Source organism: Sulfitobacter sp. SBS6, assembly GCF_048285585.1.
Lineage (GTDB): Bacteria > Pseudomonadota > Alphaproteobacteria > Rhodobacterales > Rhodobacteraceae > Sulfitobacter > Sulfitobacter pontiacus.
In genome coordinates this window covers 1-20,554 of record NZ_JBLWBA010000009.1, presented here as the reverse complement: position 1 = coordinate 20,554, position 20,554 = coordinate 1, and the positions used below count along the sequence as shown (strand labels likewise).

At 55.5% G+C, this 20,554-nt stretch carries 22 protein-coding genes, 1 tRNA gene and 1 pseudogene; 11 read left to right on the top strand and 13 right to left on the bottom strand.

The window, feature by feature from the left end; genetic code table 11:
* Positions 1–555: IS3 family transposase (locus ACNQ62_RS16350; RefSeq protein ID WP_418095318.1), on the top strand; the 555-nt coding region annotated here is incomplete at its 5' end.
* 160 nt (positions 556–715) lie between these two features.
* On the opposite strand, the gene ACNQ62_RS16345 is transcribed toward ACNQ62_RS16350, so the two are convergent.
* Positions 716–2,905: a molybdopterin cofactor-binding domain-containing protein gene (locus ACNQ62_RS16345; RefSeq protein ID WP_418095317.1), complete on the bottom strand. Its 2,190-nt coding sequence runs from the start codon at positions 2,903–2,905 to the stop codon at positions 716–718.
* 3 nt (positions 2,906–2,908) lie between these two features.
* Positions 2,909–3,373 (bottom strand): (2Fe-2S)-binding protein, encoded by a 465-nt coding sequence (locus ACNQ62_RS16340; protein WP_005851746.1) that lies wholly within the window; start codon positions 3,371–3,373, stop codon positions 2,909–2,911.
* Between the two features lie 144 nt (positions 3,374–3,517).
* Between ACNQ62_RS16340 and ACNQ62_RS16335 the strand changes: the two genes are divergently transcribed.
* Positions 3,518–4,120 carry a TetR/AcrR family transcriptional regulator gene (locus ACNQ62_RS16335; RefSeq protein ID WP_340240467.1) on the top strand — a complete coding sequence of 201 codons (603 nt, stop codon included), beginning with the start codon at positions 3,518–3,520 and terminating at the stop codon, positions 4,118–4,120.
* Between the two features lie 11 nt (positions 4,121–4,131).
* Here ACNQ62_RS16335 and ACNQ62_RS16330 read toward each other — a convergent pair whose 3' ends face one another.
* Complete coding sequence (locus tag ACNQ62_RS16330; protein ID WP_418095316.1) at positions 4,132–4,512, bottom strand: hypothetical protein; 381 nt, start codon at positions 4,510–4,512, stop codon at positions 4,132–4,134.
* 180 nt (positions 4,513–4,692) lie between these two features.
* The gene (locus tag ACNQ62_RS16325; RefSeq protein WP_418095315.1) at positions 4,693–5,571 is read right to left on the bottom strand and encodes a haloalkane dehalogenase; all 879 of its coding nucleotides are present in this window, start codon (positions 5,569–5,571) and stop codon (positions 4,693–4,695) included.
* A 71-nt stretch (positions 5,572–5,642) separates the two neighbouring features.
* On the opposite strand from ACNQ62_RS16325, the gene ACNQ62_RS16320 reads away from it, so the two are divergent.
* Both ACNQ62_RS16320 and ACNQ62_RS16315 read left to right on the top strand, forming a co-directional pair.
* Complete coding sequence (locus tag ACNQ62_RS16320; protein WP_418095314.1) at positions 5,643–6,251, top strand: TetR/AcrR family transcriptional regulator; 609 nt, start codon at positions 5,643–5,645, stop codon at positions 6,249–6,251.
* Positions 6,251–6,817: a 3'-5' exonuclease gene (locus tag ACNQ62_RS16315; RefSeq protein ID WP_418095320.1), complete on the top strand. Its 567-nt coding sequence runs from the start codon at positions 6,251–6,253 to the stop codon at positions 6,815–6,817. Before ACNQ62_RS16320 ends, ACNQ62_RS16315 begins: the two co-directional genes overlap by 1 nt.
* Before the next feature lie 540 nt (positions 6,818–7,357).
* Here the strand turns inward: ACNQ62_RS16315 and ACNQ62_RS16310 are convergent.
* The 3 genes from ACNQ62_RS16310 to ACNQ62_RS16300 all read right to left on the bottom strand — a co-directional run bounded on the left by ACNQ62_RS16310 (position 7,358) and on the right by ACNQ62_RS16300 (position 10,097).
* Positions 7,358–8,317 (bottom strand): hypothetical protein, encoded by a 960-nt coding sequence (locus tag ACNQ62_RS16310; RefSeq protein WP_418095313.1) that lies wholly within the window; start codon positions 8,315–8,317, stop codon positions 7,358–7,360.
* A 141-nt stretch (positions 8,318–8,458) separates the two neighbouring features.
* Positions 8,459–9,463 carry a haloalkane dehalogenase gene (locus tag ACNQ62_RS16305; protein WP_418095312.1) on the bottom strand — a complete coding sequence of 335 codons (1,005 nt, stop codon included), beginning with the start codon at positions 9,461–9,463 and terminating at the stop codon, positions 8,459–8,461.
* Positions 9,464–9,545: 82 nt separating this feature from the next.
* Entirely contained in the window at positions 9,546–10,097 is a 552-nt protein-coding gene (locus ACNQ62_RS16300) for a carboxymuconolactone decarboxylase family protein (protein ID WP_418095311.1), read from the bottom strand.
* 122 nt (positions 10,098–10,219) lie between these two features.
* On the opposite strand from ACNQ62_RS16300, the gene ACNQ62_RS16295 reads away from it, so the two are divergent.
* Positions 10,220–11,134: a LysR family transcriptional regulator gene (locus ACNQ62_RS16295; protein WP_064216793.1), complete on the top strand. Its 915-nt coding sequence runs from the start codon at positions 10,220–10,222 to the stop codon at positions 11,132–11,134.
* Positions 11,135–11,578: 444 nt separating this feature from the next.
* Here the strand turns inward: ACNQ62_RS16295 and ACNQ62_RS16290 are convergent, their stop codons facing one another.
* On the bottom strand, positions 11,579–12,091 hold the full coding sequence (locus ACNQ62_RS16290; RefSeq protein WP_418095310.1) for a TetR/AcrR family transcriptional regulator: 513 nt from the start codon (positions 12,089–12,091) through the stop codon (positions 11,579–11,581).
* Between the two features lie 82 nt (positions 12,092–12,173).
* On the opposite strand from ACNQ62_RS16290, the gene ACNQ62_RS16285 reads away from it, so the two are divergent.
* Entirely contained in the window at positions 12,174–13,244 is a 1,071-nt protein-coding gene (locus tag ACNQ62_RS16285) for an alcohol dehydrogenase family protein (RefSeq protein WP_418095309.1), read from the top strand.
* 352 nt (positions 13,245–13,596) lie between these two features.
* On the opposite strand, the pseudogene ACNQ62_RS16280 reads toward ACNQ62_RS16285, so the two are convergent.
* A pseudogene (locus ACNQ62_RS16280) lies at positions 13,597–13,902 on the bottom strand (tyrosine-type recombinase/integrase); the annotation flags it as partial.
* Between ACNQ62_RS16280 and ACNQ62_RS16275 the strand changes: the two are divergent.
* Positions 13,862–13,938 (top strand) — tRNA-Glu (locus ACNQ62_RS16275). The pseudogene ACNQ62_RS16280 and the gene ACNQ62_RS16275 sit on opposite strands and share 41 nt — an antisense overlap.
* A gap of 68 nt (positions 13,939–14,006) precedes the next feature.
* Here ACNQ62_RS16275 and ACNQ62_RS16270 read toward each other — a convergent pair.
* From ACNQ62_RS16270 to ACNQ62_RS16260, 3 genes are read right to left on the bottom strand one after another with little or no spacing between them, the layout of a single operon-like run.
* Complete coding sequence (locus ACNQ62_RS16270; protein ID WP_418095308.1) at positions 14,007–15,038, bottom strand: site-specific integrase; 1,032 nt, start codon at positions 15,036–15,038, stop codon at positions 14,007–14,009.
* Entirely contained in the window at positions 15,035–15,226 is a 192-nt protein-coding gene (locus tag ACNQ62_RS16265; RefSeq protein ID WP_418095307.1) for a hypothetical protein, read from the bottom strand. The genes ACNQ62_RS16270 and ACNQ62_RS16265 overlap by 4 nt, the downstream gene beginning before the upstream one ends.
* Positions 15,227–15,250: 24 nt before the next feature.
* Complete coding sequence (locus tag ACNQ62_RS16260) at positions 15,251–15,427, bottom strand: Arc family DNA-binding protein (RefSeq protein ID WP_418095319.1); 177 nt, start codon at positions 15,425–15,427, stop codon at positions 15,251–15,253.
* Between the two features lie 102 nt (positions 15,428–15,529).
* Between ACNQ62_RS16260 and ACNQ62_RS16255 the strand changes: the two genes are divergently transcribed.
* Together ACNQ62_RS16255 and ACNQ62_RS16250 are read left to right on the top strand one after the other, a co-directional pair.
* Positions 15,530–15,868, top strand: a complete 339-nt coding sequence (locus ACNQ62_RS16255) for an Arc family DNA-binding protein (RefSeq protein WP_035920161.1) — start codon at positions 15,530–15,532, stop codon at positions 15,866–15,868.
* Between the two features lie 21 nt (positions 15,869–15,889).
* On the top strand, positions 15,890–18,598 hold the full coding sequence (locus tag ACNQ62_RS16250; RefSeq protein WP_418095306.1) for a UvrD-helicase domain-containing protein: 2,709 nt from the start codon (positions 15,890–15,892) through the stop codon (positions 18,596–18,598).
* Here ACNQ62_RS16250 and ACNQ62_RS16245 read toward each other — a convergent pair.
* Complete coding sequence (locus tag ACNQ62_RS16245; RefSeq protein WP_418095305.1) at positions 18,595–19,236, bottom strand: hypothetical protein; 642 nt, start codon at positions 19,234–19,236, stop codon at positions 18,595–18,597. The two genes, ACNQ62_RS16250 and ACNQ62_RS16245, sit on opposite strands and share 4 nt — an antisense overlap.
* Positions 19,237–19,394: 158 nt before the next feature.
* On the opposite strand from ACNQ62_RS16245, the gene ACNQ62_RS16240 reads away from it, so the two are divergent.
* The gene (locus ACNQ62_RS16240; RefSeq protein ID WP_418095304.1) at positions 19,395–19,607 is read left to right on the top strand and encodes a helix-turn-helix domain-containing protein; all 213 of its coding nucleotides are present in this window, start codon (positions 19,395–19,397) and stop codon (positions 19,605–19,607) included.
* 337 nt (positions 19,608–19,944) lie between these two features.
* On the top strand, positions 19,945–20,553 hold the full coding sequence (locus ACNQ62_RS16235) for a hypothetical protein (protein ID WP_418095303.1): 609 nt from the start codon (positions 19,945–19,947) through the stop codon (positions 20,551–20,553).
* Position 20,554 lies beyond the last annotated feature (1 nt).

Genomic DNA, 20,554 nt, shown 5'->3' with positions numbered 1-20,554 from the left:
GGTGAGATTAGCCCTGCGCCGGAGAATATCATCAACCGAAAATTCCAGGCGGCTGCGCCAAATGAGAAATGGCTAACGGACATCACGGAGTTCCACATCCGAGCGGGAAAAGTTTATCTTTCCCCGATCATTGATTGCTTCGACGGCCGCGTCATAAGTTGGACCATTGGGACCAGACCGGACGCCGATCTTGTGAACACCATGCTTGATGCAGCGGTAGAAACCATCGCTGACAGCGAAGCGCGGCCCGTAGTCCATAGCGATCGCGGAGGCCACTATCGCTGGCCTGGCTGGCTGGAACGTATAGACGCGGCAAAGCTGGTTCGGTCGATGTCGCGAAAGGCGAGCTCGCAAGACAATGCCGCCTGTGAAGGCTTCTTTGGACGCCTCAAGACTGAGTTCTTCTATCCTCGTGATTGGCGGGCCTTCACCGCGGCCCAGTTTGTTGACGAGGTTGACGCCTACATCCGCTGGTATAACGAAACACGCATCAAGATGTCCCTTGGTGGCAGAAGCCCAATCGAATATCGTAAAAGCCTCGGCCTTATGCCGTGAAAACAGTCCAAGTTTTTGTCCGCACCCCCGCCGGGTCAGTTCTCGGTGACAATCAACAGCCGAACTCTGAACCGCGCGAGGCGCAGTGTCGCGTGCAAGGTTGTGGAGCCGGTATTGATAGACCGCCGCACCCCTATGGCTGCGGCGGTCTAAAGGGTCGTCAGGCGAAATCCACACCGTTTTCGATCATCGGCAGGTGGGTCACCAGATCACGCCCGGAGGCTGCGATTGCGTTGGCGAGCGCTGGACCCGCCGGCGGTGTGCCCGGCTCACCAATGCCTGAGGGTGCTTCGTTTGTGTTGAGGATATGCACCTCAATGGCCTTGATGTCGCGCATCCGCAGCGGTTCGTAGTCGGGAAAGTTTTGCTGCACTACGACGCCGCCATCCAGCGTGATCTGATCGCGCATGATGTGACCGACGCCAAAGCCGATCGCCCCTTCGACCTGGGCTTTGATGACATCGGGGTTCACCGCGACGCCACAGTCGACGGCTGCGGTGTATTTCTCGATCTGAACATAGTCATCTTCGTCGATCGAGATTTCGCAGATCTGCGCACAGTAGGTACCAAAGGATTTGTGCACAGCCACACCGTGGAAATGCCCGTCCGGCAACGGCTTGCCAAACCCGGCGTTCTCGGCAGCCAGTTTAAGGACGTTAGCTTTGCGTATTTGATCGGCTGTGTCGCCGGGCAAATACGCAAGACGGAAGCTGACGGGATCCTGACCGGCTGCGGCGGCGGCCACATCCATCATGGTTTCCATGACATAGGCGTTATGGCTGTGACCGACGGAGCGCCAATAGTTAACGGTTGTTGCCGGGGCCGCATCTGTCAAGCCGATGTGCATTCCGGGGATCGCATAGGGATTTTCTGCCGTCCCTTCCACCGAAGAAATGTCCACACCGTCTTTGACATAGAAAGCGTCAAATGGCCCATCTTTTGCAATGGATTGACCCGCCACGCGGTGATCCCAGCCAACAATCTTGCCCGCATCGTCCAGACCGACACGCACCTTGTGCGCATAGGCCGGGCGGTACCAGCCGCCAGACAGGTCATCTTCGCGGGACCAGACCAGTTTAACCGGGCGGGTCTGGTCGGTCATCGAAAAGGCGAGTGTCGTTTCTACGATATAGTCCGCACCCGCGTTGAAGCGACGGCCAAAGAACCCGCCTGCATACAGGGTTTTGACCTGAATCTTGTCCATCGGGATGCCAAGGATCTGGTGCATCGTGGCGTGGTTCATGGTGGGCCCCTGCGCGCCGTCATACATGATCACGCCGCCGTCTTCGGTGGCTGCGATGGTGGCCGACAGGGGCTCCATCGTTGCGTGGGCCAGCATTGGCAGGAAGAATTCCCGCTCTACGACTTGGGCGGCACCTTGCAGCGCTTCCGTCGCTGCATCCAACGTCGTCTCGGATGCCTGCCACTGCGGATCAGTGTTCACAGCTGCCAGTAGCTGTTGCTTGATCTCGTCGCTGCTGCGGGTTTCGGCCTTGCTCAGATCCCACTCCACCTCGATCGCGTCACGCGCTTGAAACGCGGCCCAGGTGTTTTCGGCATAGGCCACCACACCCGCGCCATTGGGCAGGGCCTTGGCCATGATGAAGCCCGTGACGTCCTTGGCGGCGCTATCGTCGAACGACGCGACCGTCGCGCCGTATTGCGGAATGCGTTTGATTGCGGCAACCATCTGGTTATCCAGTTGGATATCCATGCCATAGATGCCTTCGCCGTTGACCTTGTCATGGCTGTCGCGGCGCGCTTTTTGGGTGTTGCCGATCTGGGTCCAGTCTTCGGGGGCCTTCAGGACAGGCTCGGCCGGCACCACGATCTGCGCAGCGGTGGAGATAAACTCACCGATCTGGCCCTCTTTGCCCGCGCCTGAAATGACGCCATTGGCAAGTGTCAGCTCAGAAGTGTCCACGTCCCAATCCTTGGCCGCGGCTTGCAACAATACGTCACGCGCGGCCGCGCCTGCGGTGCGATATTGCATGAACGAATTGGCCATCGCGGTCGATCCGCCCGTGCCCTGCAGCGCGCCAAAGAACAGGTTGTTGTAAACGGCGGTATCCGACGGGGCCATTTCGAAGGTGATATCGCTAAGCTCCATGTTCAGCTCTTCCGCGATCAGCGTGGACAGGCCCGTAGAGGTGCCTTGCCCGCCTTCAAAGTGCTTGATGACGGCTGCAACCGTACCATCGGCATAGATTTTCACGAAGGGCGTGATGGCTGTGCCGGCCTCCGACGTCGAAGCGGCAAGCGCGCCCTTGGGGTCAATCCCAACGGCCAGAACGGCAACGGCCGCACCTGCACCTTTGAGGAAACTGCGGCGGGATGTGTTGATGGTCATGGCTTAACCCTCCACGATGTCTGCGGCGCGCTGGATACCGGCGCGGATACGTTGATAGGTGGCACAGCGGCAGGCATTGCCGTCCATGTAGGCGTCAATCTCTTCCAGCGTTGGCTTTGGCGTTTCTTTCAACAGGCCCACCGCAGACATGATCTGACCAGACTGGCAGTACCCGCATTGCACCACGTCGAGTTCTTTCCAGGCTTGCTGTACCGCGGCACCGATCTTGTCATCGCCAATCGCTTCGATGGTGGAAACCTCGGCACCTTCGACGTCTTCGATATAGGTCTGGCAGGACCGGGTCGGTTCGCCGTCGACATGCACGGTGCAAGCGCCGCACGACGCGACGCCGCAGCCGAATTTGGTGCCGGTCAGCTTCAGTTCGTCCCGGATCACCCACAGCAATGGTGTGCCCGGTTCTGCTTCGACAGAGCGTTCGGCCCCGTTAATCTTTAGCTTGATAGTCATGGTCAATCTCCATCTGGCAATACGATTGGAATGTGGGTAAACTGGTGGGTGTACTTATATGGCGTAAAGGGCCACAGGTAAACCCGCAAGTTTACCGAGCCGAAAAAATTGGCAATTCCTGGATGTGGTGTGTAGACCGACAGAATGAGTGAAGTGGCTGAAAATTCGGTAGATAAACGTGACTCGATCCTGCAAGGCGCGTTTGATGAATTCTGCGAGAATGGGTTCCTTGCGGCCAGCATGGACCGAATCTCCAAGCGGGCCGGTGCGTCCAAGCGCACCGTGTACCGGTATTTTGAAAGCAAGGAAGTGCTCTTCCAAACCCTGATGCTGCGCCAATGGAGGGTCATCGCGGACAACCTGAAGGTCAGCTACCAGCCCGGCATGGATATCCGAGAGCAACTGATTGAGATGGGCCGCGCGCAGGCGCGACTTTACACGTCGCCCGAAGTCATGAACGCCAACAAGATGCTGATGACTGAGATCCTGCGGGATCCGGAACTTGTCAGGGAAATCCAGAATGAAGTCGACTATACGGCGTCATTTGAACAGTTGTTCAAAGAGGCCGCCGCCGACGGGGTGCTGACCATCCCAAACCCCCGACAAGCGGCAGAAGAGTTCATATCGTTGTTGAAGGGCAAGGCTTTTTGGCCGTTCATGCTGGGGGCGCCCTTGGTCAAACCTGACGAAATGGACGCCATGATTGACCAGTCGGTTGATATGATGATGAATCAATACGGCGCCTGAGAAATCACTGCCTATGCGATCCGCCACAGCAGGAAATCGAGCATCGTACGACCTGTGACGCGAAGAGACCCAAAGATATAGATCACACTGACCAAGCCGTCGAACACCACAAAGGCGTATTGCGACGGATCAGCCAACCCGTTTGGCACGGCGTAGAGCACAGCCGTGATTGCAGCCAAACGCGATATAGCGCTCCAGAACACAACGGGTGCGCGCGCGACAAGATCGCGGGTTGCCCAGATCAACAATGATGCGGCCATGATGAAGAAACCCGCAAGCGTGACGGAAAACACAAAATTCGCAGGGTTGGGCATTTGCACAGCCTGCCCGATGATCATTGGCGCAAAGAGAAAGTTCAGCAACGCAGTGCCGATGATAAATTTTTTGAACATGCCAGTGGCCCTTCGTGTCGTTCAGTTATTTGGAAAAAACTGCGGATGATTTTGGCAAATCAGCCGCGAGAGTTGCAGCGGCAAGCTCGGCCGCCGCTGCAGGCTCATCCGAGCCATTGCCTTGAAAGCCGACTGTTGCGGCGGTCGATTGGGATCCGCGCGCGGCGCTTCTGGTGTGGGTTACAGGTTGGCGTGCCAATCACGGACGGCTGCACCGATCTCGTCAGGGAAGTCTTCCTGAATGAAGTGCAATCCGGGCACTGTGACTTCGGTGATATTGGGCCAACTGCGCACACGGTCGCGTACCGCCCCCGTGATCAACACGCCGGGGTCCGCATTGACGAAGAGCTTGGGAATTGATGTCTTGCTGAGCCAGTCGAGATAGGCATCGACGATTTCGGTCACATCCGCTGGCTGCCCTTCAATCGGGATCTGACGCGGCCATGTCAATGTGGGGCGGCGATCTTCGCCCGCGTTGGCGAAGGGGCGACGGTATTCGTTCATTTCTTCTTCGGTCAAATCCCGCAGGATGGAACCCGGAACCAGCGCTTCGACAAAGAGGTTCTTTTCAAGAACCATCTCCTCGCCAGCAGGCGAGCGTAGGGCTTGGAACATTTCGCGGGCGCGGTCGGGAAACTGGTCCCAGCTATCGCGGGTTTCTACGATAGCTTCCATGAAGGCAATGCCTTTGACGGCCTCGGGATGCGTATGTGCCCAATGGAAACCCAAACCGGAACCCCAGTCATGGATGACCAGTGTGACGTTGTCGGTGACGCCCAATTGTTCAAGGAAAGCAAACAGATATTTGCGGTGTTCGACGAAGGTATAGCTGTCCGGGCCAGAATTATCGAGCTTGTCACTATCGCCCATGCCAATCAGGTCTGGCGCGATCAAGCGTCCCTTGCCTGCAAGGTGGGGCATCACATTGCGCCACAGATAGGACGACATCGGGTTGCCATGCAGGAAGACAATCGGATCGCCGGTCCCTTCTTCGATATAGGCCATCTGCTTACCATGGACGGTGGCAAATTTCTTTTTGTCGCGGAAAGACGTAGTCATGCGAGCACCTCAGGCTTGTGTTTGAGTCGGGGAAGATGTAGAAGAACGATCATTCTAAAACAAGGTCAAAAATGCCAAGAACGAAATCTCAATCCCGCGAAAACCTGTTGGATAGTGCGCTCAATACGTTCTGGAAGACTGGTTTTCACGTTGTTTCCATGGGCGATCTGGTGCGCGAAACCGGCGTGAGCCGAGCCGGAATCTACAGCGATTTTGGCGGCAAGGAGGATCTGTTCCATGCCTGTCTCGACAGATACCAAGACACCGTCGTCACTCCAGCCTTTGCACCGGTCGAGGCCGAAGGCGCGGGAATCGAGGGCATTCAAAAGTATTTCGATAACCTGCTGGCGCGTTTCGAGGACTCGGGCGGCTTTGGTAAGGGATGCCTTGTGGGCAATACGCTGTCCCAGATCCCCGAAGATGCGCTGGACACCCGCCAAAAGCTGCGCGCGCATAGCGATCGCCTGACGGCAGGCTTTCGCAAGGTGCTGGCCCATGAGAATGGGGATCATGGCTCATTGAGTGATGCCGAAATCGAGGCGCTTGCGCGCTATACCATGATCTCGGTGCAGGGCATTTGGTCTTACTCCCGTCTGACAGGGGATGTCGCGGAATTGCGCGCGGCGTCTGACATGCTCATCGCTGTGTTGAAAGCCCGGCTTCGGGGAACACCGGATTGATGCTGCCTCTGCCCGTAGGTGATTTCCAGTTCATTGCACTGGATGTCGAAACCGCCTGTGGTGACAGCGCCAGTATTTGCCAGATCGGGATCGCCTGCGTTGGCTTTGATGACAGCATTCTTACATGGTCTACCTATGTCGACCCGCTTATGCCGTTCGCGCCCTTCAATGTTGACCTGCACGGGATTGGGCCGGAGACTGTGCGCGGCGCCGGAAGCTTTGCGCAGGTCTGGCCCCAAATCTGGCCGTTGCTGTCACGCCACCCGATGGTGCAGCACAGCAGGTTCGATGAATATGCGATCAACGCCGCGTGCAAAGCGCAGGGCCTTCCGCGGCCACACCTGACATGGCACGACAGTGTGACCATTGCGCGCAAGGCTTGGCCCGAATTGAGGGGCAACGGCGGCCACGGTCTGGGCAACCTGAAACAGGTGCTAAACCTTGACTTTCACCACCATGACGCAGGCGAAGACGCCCGCGCCGCTGCGATGGTAGTTCTGCGGGCGCAGGCCACGACCAAAGACCACCGGCTGTTCAAACCCGTGCAACTGTCACTGCCTTTGTAAGGGCGGCCCACCCGCCGTTTGCCTCAGCCCCGGCCATAGCTTCCGATCATTTCGGGTCCGCCAAGGCGACGCTCAGCGGAACCGAAACCATTTGAACTACCATCCAAGGCCCGGCTCCTCACGAGCATCCGGGTGTCGGAGAGGAGATCCAGTTTAAGTGGCTACGTGGCAGCTTTGCCCCGCGTTGGGTCAGTTCGGCCCGCATCACGTTTTGCTCTTGCAGCATAGGTCGGCAATGTCGGCTGCGACCGCAGCATCGAAGGACTGGGACGGATGTGGGCTTTGGGCCGGAGCCAGCAGCCTTCACGAACGGCGGAAAGCGGCCTTTCACTGCGTTTATTCCAATCGACTGGCTCAATGATGAAACTGCGATCCCCTGATTGGGCGGCTGCTTTAGTAGACCGTGGCACATCTACTTGGCGATGCGTGGGGTTTCATTGCCTGGATGGTGGATTCTTGCCTTCATGATTGTGAACCGCGGCAAGCAGTGGCTCTGCCCGCCGCAGTTTCAACATCGCGACCTTTAGCCTCGGTCCGGGGTTACTGTGCTGCAAACGTCAGCGATAGGACCGTCGCTGGATCATCTCCCCCTTCGTAGAGGTTGCCATCATTGATGATTACGAATGTGGTGTCTTGTCCTAATGGAAAGGGCGCCAAAGCGGTGCAGCCGTCGCATCCAATGGAAATCACATCTTCAACATCACCGTCCACAGACAGCGATCTCAACTCATCGCTGTGGGTGGTGAACAGTATCGAGCCGCTATCTCGGATCCAGAAGTCGTCTATGCGTCCGACGTGAGCGATCATCTGTGGCGCTCCGAGAGCTGAGCCATCCTGCCCAACTTTTATAGAGAGTAAGGTTCCTTTCGATGTATTCGATACGACCAAGCCGTCGGCGCCCATCTTCAGGCCATTCGCGCCCGGGAGGAAAATTGGCTGGTCGGGTAGGACACCCAAAGCGCTGTCCACCATCCAGGGCGCGACCGTCAAGGATGACGTATTCACTTCCCAGATTGTTTCCGCCAGAGAATCTGCCACCAAGACGGTGTCTTCATCCAAACGAACCATCCCATTGAGGTACAGGGCCTGAGGCGCTGAGAATTTGTCGATTTCTGTTCCGCTTTTATCAAGCAGCAGGAATTGTTGTGTTCCGGTTACATCCTCTCCCGCGAGCAGCGATTTTCCGGATGCGGCGACGAGATAGCCTTCTGCTGTTGAGATAATGCTCAGCGGATAGGCAGACAGTTCAGCGAATGTGGCGACCGTGCCATCCGGATGCAGCACCTCAATTGTCTTCGTTGGATAATTGGTAATCAGAACGCGCCCGTCGGACTGCACTTCGAGATTTTCGAGGAAATTTCCGTGCGGGTAAGAGGCCAAGATACGGAGTTCTGGCATCTGTGCGACGACAGGCGCCGCCATTGAAAGCAGGGCTGCGACGATGGTCACGGCGAGGGTCAACCCTACGTCGAGTGATCTTCGGATGACGGGAAATGTCATGGTGTTCTCCAAGATGAGTTGGGCCGCGAGATAGAGTTTGAGAGCCAGACCTGACAGGCTGTGCGGTGTATTCCGGGTTCTCATAGGCTAAAACCCGAGCCACCCTTGATTAGGCTGGATCGCGCGGCCCTTTGTGGTGTGTTACTGTCCGAGGCTCAGACGGCGATACCAATCGTGGATGGCACGGCCGATCGCATAGGGCTGGTCCTCTTGGACGTAGTGGATACCGGCGCCGATATAGGTGATCTGAATGTTCTGAGCGCGTTCTTCCCAATAATCAGCCGCTTCGGGCGGGTTCTGAGAGCCGGGTGTGGCGTACAAAAAGAGCCAGGGCGTATCGGTTTCCTCGAGCCAGGCATTGTAGTCACTGATGATCTTATCCGTCGCGGCAGGTTCGCCCGCGATTGGCAGCTCTTTCGGCCATTGATAGACTTGGATGCGCGACTTTTCGGTTGGGAAAGGTTCCAAGTATACGTCGTGTGCGGCTTTATCCAATGGACGGACGATGGCGCTTGGGACGGCGACCTCAAGGAACCAGTTGTCCTCAATGACCATCTTGCGCCCTTCAATCGGGCTCCGGACCAATTGCGAGAACTTTCGTTTATGCTCGGGGTAGTCCTCCCAGCTTTTTGCGGGAAGAAGGGGCGCCATCAGGGCTTCCATCGTGACGATGGCTTTGACGTTCTCGGGGTGCTGACGCGCATAGTGCAGCCCCATGCCAGAGCCCCAATCATGCATCACCAATGTGATGTTTTTGAGGTCCAGTTCTTCGATAAACGCCTCCAAGTACGGGTATTGATCGCCGAAGGTATAATCCATTTCGGGCTGATCCGATTTACCAAACCCAATATTGTCAGGTGCGATCAGACGGCCTTGCCCCTCGAGGTGCGACATAACATTGCGCCACAGATAGGAGGACGTGGGTTGACCATGTAGAAACAGGATCGGGTCTCCTTCACCAACGTCGACATAGGCCATTTTCGACCCAAGGACGTTGACGTAATCCAGCGTGTACCGGGTCTCGGATGGTACCTCGAGCGGAGGGACCTTGAAGCCAGCGTAAGGGTTGGCGGGCTCAACGGTTTCGGCATTTGCGCCGGCAACGCTTGAGATCGTCGCGAGGGCGACAGCGGCTTTTCTAAGCATGAGAATTTCCATTGATTTGAAGTTGGGGCGGCCGGTAGTAGGGCAGCTCAAAGTTGTGTCGGTTGGCGTCTCCAGCGGGCGCCTATGCCTTTTCCCAGGCAAATTTCTCAAACACTGAATCGAGCGGCGTGTCGGCAAGGTGATTGGTGTAGTTCGACATGATTTTCTGGCTGTAGCCGAGGATCACTTCGAAGATGTTGCGTTTTGTGAAACCGGCATCAAGGAAGGCCTGAACCTTCGCATCATCGACCTGACCGCGGTCGCGCACGATGCTGAGGGTGAAGTCCCGCAACGCTTCCAGCCGCGCATTTGGCAGGGACGTTTCATTGCGCAAAGCGTCAATGATTGCGTCGTCGACCTTCATGCCTTTGGCAATCAGGGTGTGCGCGGGAACGCAATAGTGGCAGTTGTTTTCGACGTTGATCGTCTGCCAGACCACGGTGATTTCGTCCTTGTCCAAACTTGATGCGATGAACAGATCATTGAGTTGGCGGTATGCAACCAGAAGCTCAGGCGCCTCGGCCATAATGCCGTGAAGATTGGCGATCATTCCGTTGCGTTTTTTTGAATCCAGCAACAGGGCCTCGCTCCCTTTCGGGGCGTTTGTCTCGGAGTAGATTGTAAAGTCGACCATCGGGTTTCCAGTCTCTGATTTTAGAATGAGGAGCCACGCTCCGTGGGATGAGACGTATATGGAGGATGTTGCGGTATCTGTGAAATCGATATATCATCTAACCATTATCAAGGATATGGATAATGAACCTACGCTCACTTGACTTGAACCTGCTGGTCGTCTTTGACGCCATCTACCAAGAAGGAAATGTTACGCGGGCGGCTGCCAAAGTCGGGCTATCACAGCCGGCAACTTCTGGCGCATTGTCGCGGTTGCGCGGGCATTTGGGAGATGAGCTGTTTTTGCGCAGCGCCGAAGGGCTGCGGCCAACGCCCCGCGCGATCGAATTGGCAGACCGTCTGCCCGGGATATTGGTCGAGTTGGAAAATGCGCTCGAGCCGCCGACCTTTGATCCAGCGACGTCAGAACATGTTTTGAGAATTGCATCGCTGGACTATTTTACGGTCGTGGTCATCCCCGCGCTCTTGCGTCTGTTCGAAACGGAGGCCCCCAAGGTTCGCGTGCATTTAGTTCCGACTGTGGGTCAACCGTTTCCAATGCTGGACAAGGGTGAAATCGACTTTGCCTTTGCCACATTGTTCGACGTCGATGATCGTTTTGGGCAAGAACGTCTGATCACGGACACCTATTCCTGCCTCGTTCGCAGGGGCCACCCTCTCACCCATCGCATGTTTGATATCCATCGCTTCGCGGCAGCCCAGCATGTCTTGGTCAGCCCCGCGGGGGACCCTCATGGTTTTGTCGATGACGAACTGGAGAAGGCCGGCCTGTCGCGCCAAGTCAGCCTGATGCTTAATCATTTCTCTGCCGCGCCGGCTGTTGTGGCGCAAAGCAATCTTATTCTCACTGCTCCCACGCTGGTTCTGAACAAGCTAAAAACACCTGAGCACGAGCTGCTCGACTGCCCCGTCAACGTCCCTGACATCTACCGGAACCTCGACTTGATTTGGCACGAACGATTAAGCGGCCATCCTGCGAAGATATGGTTTAGAAAGGCGATTATTCGTGCGGCAGAACTGGCCTCTCACAGCACGTAGGCTCGAGTTTGCTGATATATCAGCCCTACTGTCACGCCTATTTGAGAAATCTCTTGGATCATCCACAAAAGTCCACATCGTAGGCAGTAAAGCTGAAGGTCTAAACATTGCCACAACGTTTCTCGGGGTTTGGCAAGAAGGTCAGAAAACCAACATCAACAGCACACCTCTTATGGGTTGTTTGTGCGTTCAACGGAATCCAGCGAAAATCGCAGTATTGGTTGTGTTGAGTTAAAAGCAGACGTTGGTTGTACTCCTCTTCAATGACCGCTTTGGGCCGTTCGTGCCGCAAGGATGTACCTACCGGAAGGGTAGTAACCTGACCTTCGCTGCGTATCGTGCTAAGGTCAGGAATGCGAGCAAAGTTGCCGCTTTTTGCCCGCTACTTTAACAAGCATTTCGAACATGCAGCTGATCAAGCTGCGACGTCCGGCTATGGGGCTGTCAACGACCCGACGAGAGTAGTGAAAAACCTAATCGTTTGGCCGCATCAAGCGCGGCCACCTTATGCAGGGGCCATGCTTGCGTCAGCCCTTCGATGATCAACAACAGCGCGATATCGGCTTCCTTCAACGCGGTCGCCTCTGCGGCCTTTGCCGCGACCTCTGCCTTGTGACGTTCCAATAACGCGCGGAGAGGCTGACTTCTGGGTTCGGCGGCCACCGCAGCATGAAAGAGGCAGCCATGCGAGCTCTCGGTCGCCATCCAGTTCCCGACGCGGGTCAGTATCGTATCGAGCGCCTCGCTCGGGTCTTCTGGCAGGTCATCAAAAACGCGGGCGAGATAGCGCTGGTGCCGGTTCTCCAACGCAGCAAGCACCATTTCCGCCCGCGACGGCGTGTATTTGTAAAGCGTGCGAAGGCTCACGCCCGCAGCATCCCGCAGGTCTTCGACGCTAGGCTCGGCAAAGCCCCGATTGGCAAAGGCGCGTTCAAGCCCTGCGGATATCTTGTTCATCATATCGCTCATACTTGACGATGTAGAATGATCTCTCTACCTACGCAAGTAGAGTAATTATTCTACACCGGAGCATGCCACAATGACACTTCCTGAAACGATGAAAGCTGTAATCCTCACAGGCCATGGCGGGTTGGACAAGCTTGAATGGCGCGACGACGTTTTGGTTCCGCAACCGGAAGCTGGCGAGGTATTGATCCGTGTGGGCGCCTCGGCGGTGAACAACACCGACGTCAACACCCGAACCGGCTGGTATTCGAAAGCGGTGCGGGGCGACACAGGGTCGGCCGCGACAGAGGGCTACGCGGGGGCGTCTGATGCCGACGGCGGCTGGTCCGGTGCGCTCAGCTTTCCGCGCATCCAGGGCGCGGATTGCTGCGGAGAGATCGTTGCGGTCGGGGGCGGTGTGGACGCTGCGCGGATCGGTCAGCGCGTGCTGGTGCGGCCGATGCATCGTCCTGCTGGTGCCGGACCAGATGCGCTTGTGACCTTCGGCTCGGAGCGCAATGGCGGCTTCGCGGAATACACCACCGTGGGCGAGGAAAACGCATTGCGGATCGAGAGCCCGCTTTCGGATGTCGAGCTCGCGTCCTTTCCTTGCGCATTCTCCACCGCCGAAGGCATGATCCAACGCGCCGGATTGGGGGACGAGCGCGTCTTGATCACCGGCGCATCCGGCGGCGTCGGGTCGGCGGCGGTGCAACTGGCCAAGCGGCGCGGTGCCCATGTCACGGCCTCTACCAGCCCGGCGAAAATGGACGCGCTGAAAACCCTCGGCGCGGATGCGGTGATCGACCGCAATGAGCCTTATCCGGATGGTGCCTTCGACGTCGTGCTCGACCTTGTAGGTGGGCAGGGCTGGCCCGAACTGCTCAATGCGTTGGTGCCACGGGGGCGCTATGTGACATCGGGCGCTATTGCAGGACCGATCGTCGAGCTTGATCTGCGGACGCTTTACCTCAAAGACCTGACCCTCATCGGGAGCACCCGGCAGGACCCACGCGTGTTCACTGATTTGGTCAGCTACATTGAAGCGGACGAGATCAGGCCCGTGGTCGCCGAAACCTATCCATTAGCCGACTTGCACGCGGCGCAGAAGGCATTTCTGGAAAAGTCGCACATGGGCAAAATCGGTGTGGTGATCGGGGGCTGACAGCCACGAGGATGAAATCGGAGCCTATCACAAGAGTTAGCGTCTGGGAAAAAAATCCGAGCCGGACCTTCGCAGCTTACTGCGGTGTGGTCCGGTTTGGGCCGTCCATGTTCAGGCTGGCAAGGTGTGCAATCACCGAGCCGGCCCTAACCGACACCTGAGCAGCATACCCAGGAATGGCTATGGCCCGGCTAACATGCAGTGTGCGGGTCGTGCAACTGCACATAGAGAGTTGCTTGTAGATGGAGAAATTAGAAGACCAGTTAATGTCTGCTCCAAGGAAGCTGCAGCGCGGCATGCGATGACCGGTCAAAATCCGGAAAGGGCCGTTCGTGACAAACGGCCCTAATGATCAGATTTCAATAGCTTCTGAAATTGCCAAAGCATCTTCAAGCTCGACGCCAAGATATCGCACTGTGCTGTCCATCTTGGTGTGACCCAGCAAAAGCTGAACAGCGCGCAGATTGCCCGTCTTCTTGTAAATCTGTGTGACCTTCGTCCGTCGCATTGAATGCGTACCATAAGCAGTAGCTTCCAAACCGATGGACCGGACCCAGTCCCGCACGATACGGGCATATTGGCGCGTTGAAATGTGAGGGCGCTCGTGGAAGCGCCCCGGCCAGAGAAATTCGGACCCGACCATCAGCGGATTTTCCATCCGTGTACAGGAGTTCGATTCTCCTCCTCGCCTCCAATAAAATCAATGACTTGCGTCACCCTTACTCTCCTTCACTGCCATTTTTGAAACAACCGTTGAAACTTTCACGTTTCGGCCTTGCTTCGTTCCATTTGGTTCCTTGCCTCTTGAGCGCGCTTCGCGAGCTCTCTTTGCCGGATCGGCCCACCGTACTTTTTCAGCATTTCAACGCCTGAATGGCCGGTGACCGCCTTGACCATTTCGTCATCACATCCAGCCAGATAAAGCTCGATCGTCGCATTTTTCCTGAGCCCGTGCGTTTTGTAGTAGCTCGCCTTCTCGTGCTTCATCTTCTTTTTGATAGTGCGCATTTCCTCCGCAACGATCCGGTAACTCACTGGTCGCCCCTTGGCGTCGGTTACAACAGTGCCGTCCGTTCGTGCGAGCCCGTCGAGATGGGTTTTCAGGCGGTCTGTAAGCGGAATCCACAGCGGCTTGTCGGTTTTACCCTGCGTGAAATCGAAACCTTCATCGGAAAAGTGCGCCCACTTCATCTTCACGACATCGCCGATCCGCTGGCCAGTTCCAACGCAAAGTTCATAGACCAGCCGAGCACGATTTGAAGCCAGCGCTTCGAACTCGGCACGAACGTCATCGGGCCAAGGTTCCCAGCCATCGCTTTGCTGCTTGAAAAGCGGTATGCCCTTTGCCGGATTGCCGTGCTCTTTCTTGATGAAGCCGATCAACCGGGCGTGATTCATCAAGACGACCATGACCTGGACAAGATAGTTGGCTTGCCGCCAATGATCCGCATTTGCCCGGTGCAATTCATAAATGTGATGGGTTTCGATCCTGGCCGGGTCTTTGTCGGCCCAGATCTCGCGAATGTGGCTGATATACCGCCGATAGTCGGATCTCGTCCGAGGCTTCAGCTTCTTGTAGGCGTCGCTCTCGTAGTAGCTAAGGATCAACGCCTCAAAATTGCGCTTCACCGGCGCTGGAGCAGGCTTTCCTTTCAGCAGGCGATTGTAGTGATCCCAAAATTCCGGCGTGCCCGCGTCCTCGTGCATCATGACCGAGATACCGCGCGAACGCCGGATGAACCGGAGATACCCCCGGTCATTGTAGACGTATTTGGGCAAGCTCTTGCGAGTCATTCGCCCATTCTCAGATTACTGTTGAGAAAGTCGTCTGCCGCCTCTGGCGCGACCATGTTGGCATCTACAATGACGCTGCCATCAGGCTTGATCTCGAACTTCGCGCGCTGCCAGCCAGCCTCCCGCGCCTCGCGAATGAAGGCGGAGGCTGCCTGTCTCGCCTTTGTCTGCACACTTGCTTTCGTCATCGTATCGGCACCTCTCTCACCTCGTTAACAACGCGGATTATCACCCTGATCCATAGTGATTTTTCCAAATGCACTAGGTGCAGAACGTCTGTCCTTTGCCGCGCGAATGGCACGGATCACTTCTGAATTTTGGGAATTTCCATTGCGATCTGACTCCGCCTTTATCCACTCCTTGAGCTCTTGCGGAAGCCGAAGCTGCATTGGTTTTCGACTGTTCATGAAACGCCTCCAGGTTGAAACCATACCCCGTTAGTGGCATTTAGCCACTATTGCGTCAAATGCTTTTTATGGCACAGTGCCACTATGCCAGAACAAAGCTCTCAAAATCAGGATAAGTTCATCGTGCGGCTACCCGACGGCCTGCGCGATCGAATACGCCTCGCGGCCGAGGCCAACCATCGCAGCATGAATGCTGAGGTCGTTGCCCTACTCGAAGAAAACTATCCGGCTCCTGTGCCGGAAAACGTCACCGATCCTGCTGCAAGGCTTCTGTATTGGCTTGCCAAGAGAATTCGACGCAGAACGCCGAAACCGGGTTCAGCGAGGGAGCGCCAAGCGGCGCTCTACGAAACAATTGCCAACGAGATAGTAACGCGGATGGTCGCTATTGAACGCGGCGATGCGAAGAACGAGCGCGGTTAAGTACGCAGGAAAGAGCTCGAATTGATTGAGTGGATTATTGGAACGGCCGTACTCGGCGGCTTGCTATTTGGTGGCAAAGGGCAATCGAAAGACCCCGGCCCCAAATTGGCACGCGCTAGCTTAAAGCTAATTGAGCCAACGCTTTCAATAACCAAAGACTCTGAATACTCCGCTTGGCGAGCAAAGTGGGAAGGCGAAGTTGACCCAGATAGGTGGGTGCCTAAAGGTGCGGCCGAGAGCATTATCCGACGCTTTCCACCATTTAAGAACGGGAGCGAAGAAGCTGAACCCACTTCGCAGCATCCACGTTTTCAGAAGGCGCTTTCGAAAGAGTTCAATGCGGCCAACGCCGCCTTTATCAAAAAACAGAAAGACCGATTGAGCAATTTTTTTTCGTCAGTTGAGCGGAACCCTCTTACCGATGAGCAATTGGATTGCTGCATATGCATGGACAACGCGCTCCAAATCGTTGCTGCTGCAGGATCCGGGAAAACATCAACGATCGTTGCGCGTGTTGGGTACGCGCTAAAAGAAGGCCTAGTCCCACCTGAGGAGATTTTGATTCTTGCGTTCAACCGATCTGTAAAGGACGAACTGGAAGCTCGTATCAAAGAACGCCTTGGTGATTTTCCCAATGTTCAACGCATTAATGTAAAGACATTCAATGCTTTCGGCCTGGAGGTAATCGGAAAGAGCACCGGACGAAAGCCAAGGTTGGCTGACTGGGTTGAACCAGGCAAAGACGTTCAAGCCATCTCAGAAATTGTAGAAGATCTTCGCCAACGCGATCCCCGCTTCCGGCTTGACTGGGATCTGTTCAGAACGGTCTACGGTCGCGGCATTGATGAGTGGGACAACCTCAAACAACCGCAAACCGACGTCATAGGTAAAGGCAGCATTCCAACTGCAGACGGGAAACTGGTTAAGAGCCAAGAAGAGCGCATGATCTGCGATTTTCTCTTCTACCACGGCGTGCCATATGAGTACGAACGAGCATACGAACACGACACTGCCACAGAAGCGCACTCCCAATACCATCCTGACTTTTATTACCCCCGCTTGCACCTCTACCACGAGCATTTTGCGCTAGACGCGGATGGCAAGGCACCGGCCCATTTTTCCGGCGATTATGTTTCGGGTGTCCTCTGGAAAAGGGAGTTACACGACGAAAAAGGAACCCAGCTATTCGAAACCACCTCGCATGGCTTGCGAAACGGTAACGACCTAGATCGGCTGAAATCCGAACTGGAGAAACAAGGCGAAGTTCTGGAATTCGACGAAAACCGCAAATCCACCGGCCAAGAGCCAATTCCAACCAAGCAACTAGCCTCGACGATCCGTGCTTTCCAGCAGCATGTCAAAAGCAATGGACTGCGCCCGAGGGACTTGCACCAGAAGATTGCTGATCATGAGCGTGGCCACCGCGACCGGCTAACGCGCTTCGTTAAGCTATACGAAAGGGTCGCCGAGGAATGGCAGCGGCGTCTTGCTGTCGAAAACTGCATCGATTTCGATGACATGTTGCTCGATGCAATCAAGCACTTGAAAGAAGGGACATATCAAAGCCCCTTCAACATGGTTCTTGCGGACGAGTTTCAGGATGTTTCTCAGGCTAAGTTGCGTTTACTCAAAGCCCTCATAGAAAGCGCAGGGACTTCCGCAAGCTTGTGCGTTGTTGGCGACGACTGGCAAGGGATCAATCGTTTCGCTGGTGCCGATATTTCTGTTATGACCGGTTTCGCCCGAACATTCCCGAACGCCACACAGCTCACACTAAGCAAAACGTTCCGATGCCCTCAGGTTTTGTGCGAAGCATCCAGCGACTTCATCCAGAAGAATCCGATCCAAATAAAAAAGTCTGTTGAAACCACCAACACTTATGAAAGAGCCGGGCTTCATACATTTGCAGCTGAGACGATGAGTGGCGCTCTTGAGCGCATCGAGAAAGATCTTAGGCAGCTGCATGGTGCCGCCAAAAATGGCCAGCTTGACGTTCCCGACGGCAACAAAATCACCATCATGCTCTTGGGCCGCTATCACAAGGATAAGCCCGCCAGCTTCAACAGTTGGAAGCGCGCCTATGGCGATCAACTTGAGCTCAGTTATTCTACTGCCCATGCCGCAAAAGGCCTCGAGGCTGACTATGTGATGCTTCTCAACGTCACCGAAGGCTTGATGGGTTTTCCAAGCCAAATCGTTGACGACCCTGCATTGCAGCTCGCGATGCCAGAGCCCGATGACTTCCCACTGGCTGAGGAGCGCCGCCTTTTCTATGTTGCCCTGACACGCGCCCGCCGACAAACGCGTATCTATACATTGCAGGACAAGCCTTCGCGGTTTGTAGTCGAGCTCGCCAAAGACGGGCACACCGAGATCAAAAGCGAAAAGGCTACGTTGAAGGTCTGCCCAAAATGCGGGGCTGGCACACTCAGCCAAAAGAACGGACGATTTGGACCTTTTGAAGCGTGCAGCGCGCATCCAGAATGTGATTACACCAAGCGACTACTTTCGGTTGGTAGAGGCGGCGCTTCTGCGGCGAAAGCCATTCGACTAAAAGACCCCATAGCTGAAGGGGCGAAATGTCCAACATGCAGTCAAGGCACCATGGTTCTCCGAATGGGGCCAGACGACAAACCGTTCCTTGGGTGCTCTTCCTTCCCTCGTTGTCGAACAACAGCGCAAGTCACCAAACGGCAAAACGGGAACGGAAAAAGGGGTACTAGGCATTAGTAGGCCACCCACTCATATCCGTGGTTGCCTTCGTGATCTTCCCATTCGACGCCGACGCCACGCCGCCAATTTGATGACGAACAGCGCCGTGACGGCAGAACCCATTGCGGGGCAGCAGCTGGTGTCGTGCGCTGCCAACCGAATTCGCCCTGCGTGCCATAGGTCCCGAGGCGCATATTGTAGCTCTCAGAACAATCATCGTCGCGACCACGTTCGCGATGGCTGTAGTGCCGAACATCCCAGACACGGATCGAGCGCACGAAATCGAATTCCAAGCTACTGATGTCGATATCGGCACCGCCTTCGACCACCTTTGCCAGAATGACTTGGCCAAGTGTCTGGCCGATTTGGTTGCTGGCCTCCCAGATTTTAGGGGCTCTGCTTTGCAGGGGCGCACGTTCAGAAACACCCATCGGGCAACGCCAGATTTGCAACGGCGGCTCAATCGGCCAGGGCGTGATCCGACGGATAAACACGGCGCGGGCATGGGCACATTCTACGGACGCGGGCCACCCACCAGCCAAGCAAAGCAGAATGGCGCAGTCAACCTGATAGGCCTTTGCCGCTTGTGGAGCCACGGTTGAAAGCAGAGCCAAAGCAACTCCGGCAGTCCAATTCCTGATAAGTTTGTACCGCATATCAATCAATGCCTTTTGATTACATTATTGCATTATTGATACACTACCTCCAATCCCGACCTTCACACCATATGCGAGCATTGCGTTTGTGATGCTCGCGTGCGTTTTGTGGAATATATTCCGTAGAGCGGTTCCTATGATCTGGCCGAATACAGGCCATGAAATTGAGGGAACAAGTAGGGCTAAACATCCGGAATCTAAGAAATTCCAAAGGTATGAGCCAAGAACAACTAGCTTTGGCTGCGGACGTGGACCGCAGCTACATCAGCGAGATCGAACTCGCCAAGAATTCAGCATCAATCGATATTCTGGAGCAGAGTGCGCTTGCCCTCGATGTTGCCCCAAAGGAATTGTTTAACGAGAGGGGCTAGTTTTGCCCGAACTTGAGAGTGTTCGCACGACGGCCGACGCCATCGGCCGTATTTCATGCATCAAAACAGGTGAAGAAATCGGCCTATTGTACCAGTGGGACAACGGTGAAACTCAGGCTGCATTATACGATGACAGCAATCCCATGACACCACACTGCTCAGATCCCCCCCTTGAACCGGACATAGGCGTAAAACGAGGATAGAGGCCGGAGTTATTTGCACAGTATCCCAAGTGGCGATCCTAGAGCCCGAAGCATCTCGGCTATCCGCAGAATTGCCAACCTTGAACTTGTTGCTTTGTTACGAGTAGCGTCGCGACTAGGCGGGAGGTGCTGACGTGCATAAAAATAAATACCAAAGCCACGAAGAAAAGTCTGGAAATGTCTGGCTGAACATCTGGGATGAGACCGGCTCCCATCCACAAGGCAGTATTGAAGTCGAAGGTGACACAGCTTCAGGCTATCGGATAATTAGACGAGGAAGCCTTCTTGGTAAGGGCCTCACCGGCTTAAGTAGAATTGTTCTCGGTGACGCAGGCGTCTATTTTGAGAAACGAAAAGATGCTGAAAACTTCTCTCTTGTTCTTGCAATGCATTTCAGTGGCGATTTGCCGTCTAAAGAACTTTTGGATCCGGCGACTTTCAATGGCTTTCAATCTGGTCGGCTTAAATTTTCGAAAGCTCGAACCGACCTATTTTGGAGCGGGGTATCTCATGTAGACCCAACGCAGGGGTGGAAAGAGCTTGACCCGGAGCAATTTCTTGAAAAGCTTCCCTACGCTAGCGAACCATTGCCGCGAGACGACGAAGACGAACTCGACATGCGTGGCTACGATATTTCCGAGGCTGCAGAAGCCGTTTTAGACTTCTATGAACGCTCGTTTCTCACCGAAAACGTTGAGCTTCCGCTTCATCAGGTGGTGGCCGATGGACCTGTCACGGTTTGAT

What these genes read in the sequence shown, in the direction of transcription:
- ACNQ62_RS16285 (WP_418095309.1), top strand. Translation starts at nt 12,174, where the DNA reads ATGACACTTCCTGAAACGATGAAAGCTGTAATCCTCACAGGCCATGGC.
- ACNQ62_RS16300 (WP_418095311.1), bottom strand. Translation starts at nt 10,097, where the DNA reads ATGGTCGACTTTACAATCTACTCCGAGACAAACGCCCCGAAAGGGAGC.
- ACNQ62_RS16270 (WP_418095308.1), bottom strand. Translation starts at nt 15,038, where the DNA reads ATGACTCGCAAGAGCTTGCCCAAATACGTCTACAATGACCGGGGGTAT.
- ACNQ62_RS16265 (WP_418095307.1), bottom strand. Translation starts at nt 15,226, where the DNA reads ATGACGAAAGCAAGTGTGCAGACAAAGGCGAGACAGGCAGCCTCCGCC.
- ACNQ62_RS16310 (WP_418095313.1), bottom strand. Translation starts at nt 8,317, where the DNA reads ATGACATTTCCCGTCATCCGAAGATCACTCGACGTAGGGTTGACCCTC.
- ACNQ62_RS16320 (WP_418095314.1), top strand. Translation starts at nt 5,643, where the DNA reads ATGCCAAGAACGAAATCTCAATCCCGCGAAAACCTGTTGGATAGTGCG.
- ACNQ62_RS16335 (WP_340240467.1), top strand. Translation starts at nt 3,518, where the DNA reads ATGAGTGAAGTGGCTGAAAATTCGGTAGATAAACGTGACTCGATCCTG.
- ACNQ62_RS16315 (WP_418095320.1), top strand. Translation starts at nt 6,251, where the DNA reads ATGCTGCCTCTGCCCGTAGGTGATTTCCAGTTCATTGCACTGGATGTC.
- ACNQ62_RS16290 (WP_418095310.1), bottom strand. Translation starts at nt 12,091, where the DNA reads ATGAACAAGATATCCGCAGGGCTTGAACGCGCCTTTGCCAATCGGGGC.
- ACNQ62_RS16295 (WP_064216793.1), top strand. Translation starts at nt 10,220, where the DNA reads ATGAACCTACGCTCACTTGACTTGAACCTGCTGGTCGTCTTTGACGCC.
- ACNQ62_RS16240 (WP_418095304.1), top strand. Translation starts at nt 19,395, where the DNA reads ATGAAATTGAGGGAACAAGTAGGGCTAAACATCCGGAATCTAAGAAAT.
- ACNQ62_RS16245 (WP_418095305.1), bottom strand. Translation starts at nt 19,236, where the DNA reads ATGCGGTACAAACTTATCAGGAATTGGACTGCCGGAGTTGCTTTGGCT.
- ACNQ62_RS16345 (WP_418095317.1), bottom strand. Translation starts at nt 2,905, where the DNA reads ATGACCATCAACACATCCCGCCGCAGTTTCCTCAAAGGTGCAGGTGCG.
- ACNQ62_RS16260 (WP_418095319.1), bottom strand. Translation starts at nt 15,427, where the DNA reads ATGCAGCTTCGGCTTCCGCAAGAGCTCAAGGAGTGGATAAAGGCGGAG.
- ACNQ62_RS16330 (WP_418095316.1), bottom strand. Translation starts at nt 4,512, where the DNA reads ATGTTCAAAAAATTTATCATCGGCACTGCGTTGCTGAACTTTCTCTTT.
- ACNQ62_RS16340 (WP_005851746.1), bottom strand. Translation starts at nt 3,373, where the DNA reads ATGACTATCAAGCTAAAGATTAACGGGGCCGAACGCTCTGTCGAAGCA.
- ACNQ62_RS16305 (WP_418095312.1), bottom strand. Translation starts at nt 9,463, where the DNA reads ATGCTTAGAAAAGCCGCTGTCGCCCTCGCGACGATCTCAAGCGTTGCC.
- ACNQ62_RS16325 (WP_418095315.1), bottom strand. Translation starts at nt 5,571, where the DNA reads ATGACTACGTCTTTCCGCGACAAAAAGAAATTTGCCACCGTCCATGGT.
- ACNQ62_RS16255 (WP_035920161.1), top strand. Translation starts at nt 15,530, where the DNA reads ATGCCAGAACAAAGCTCTCAAAATCAGGATAAGTTCATCGTGCGGCTA.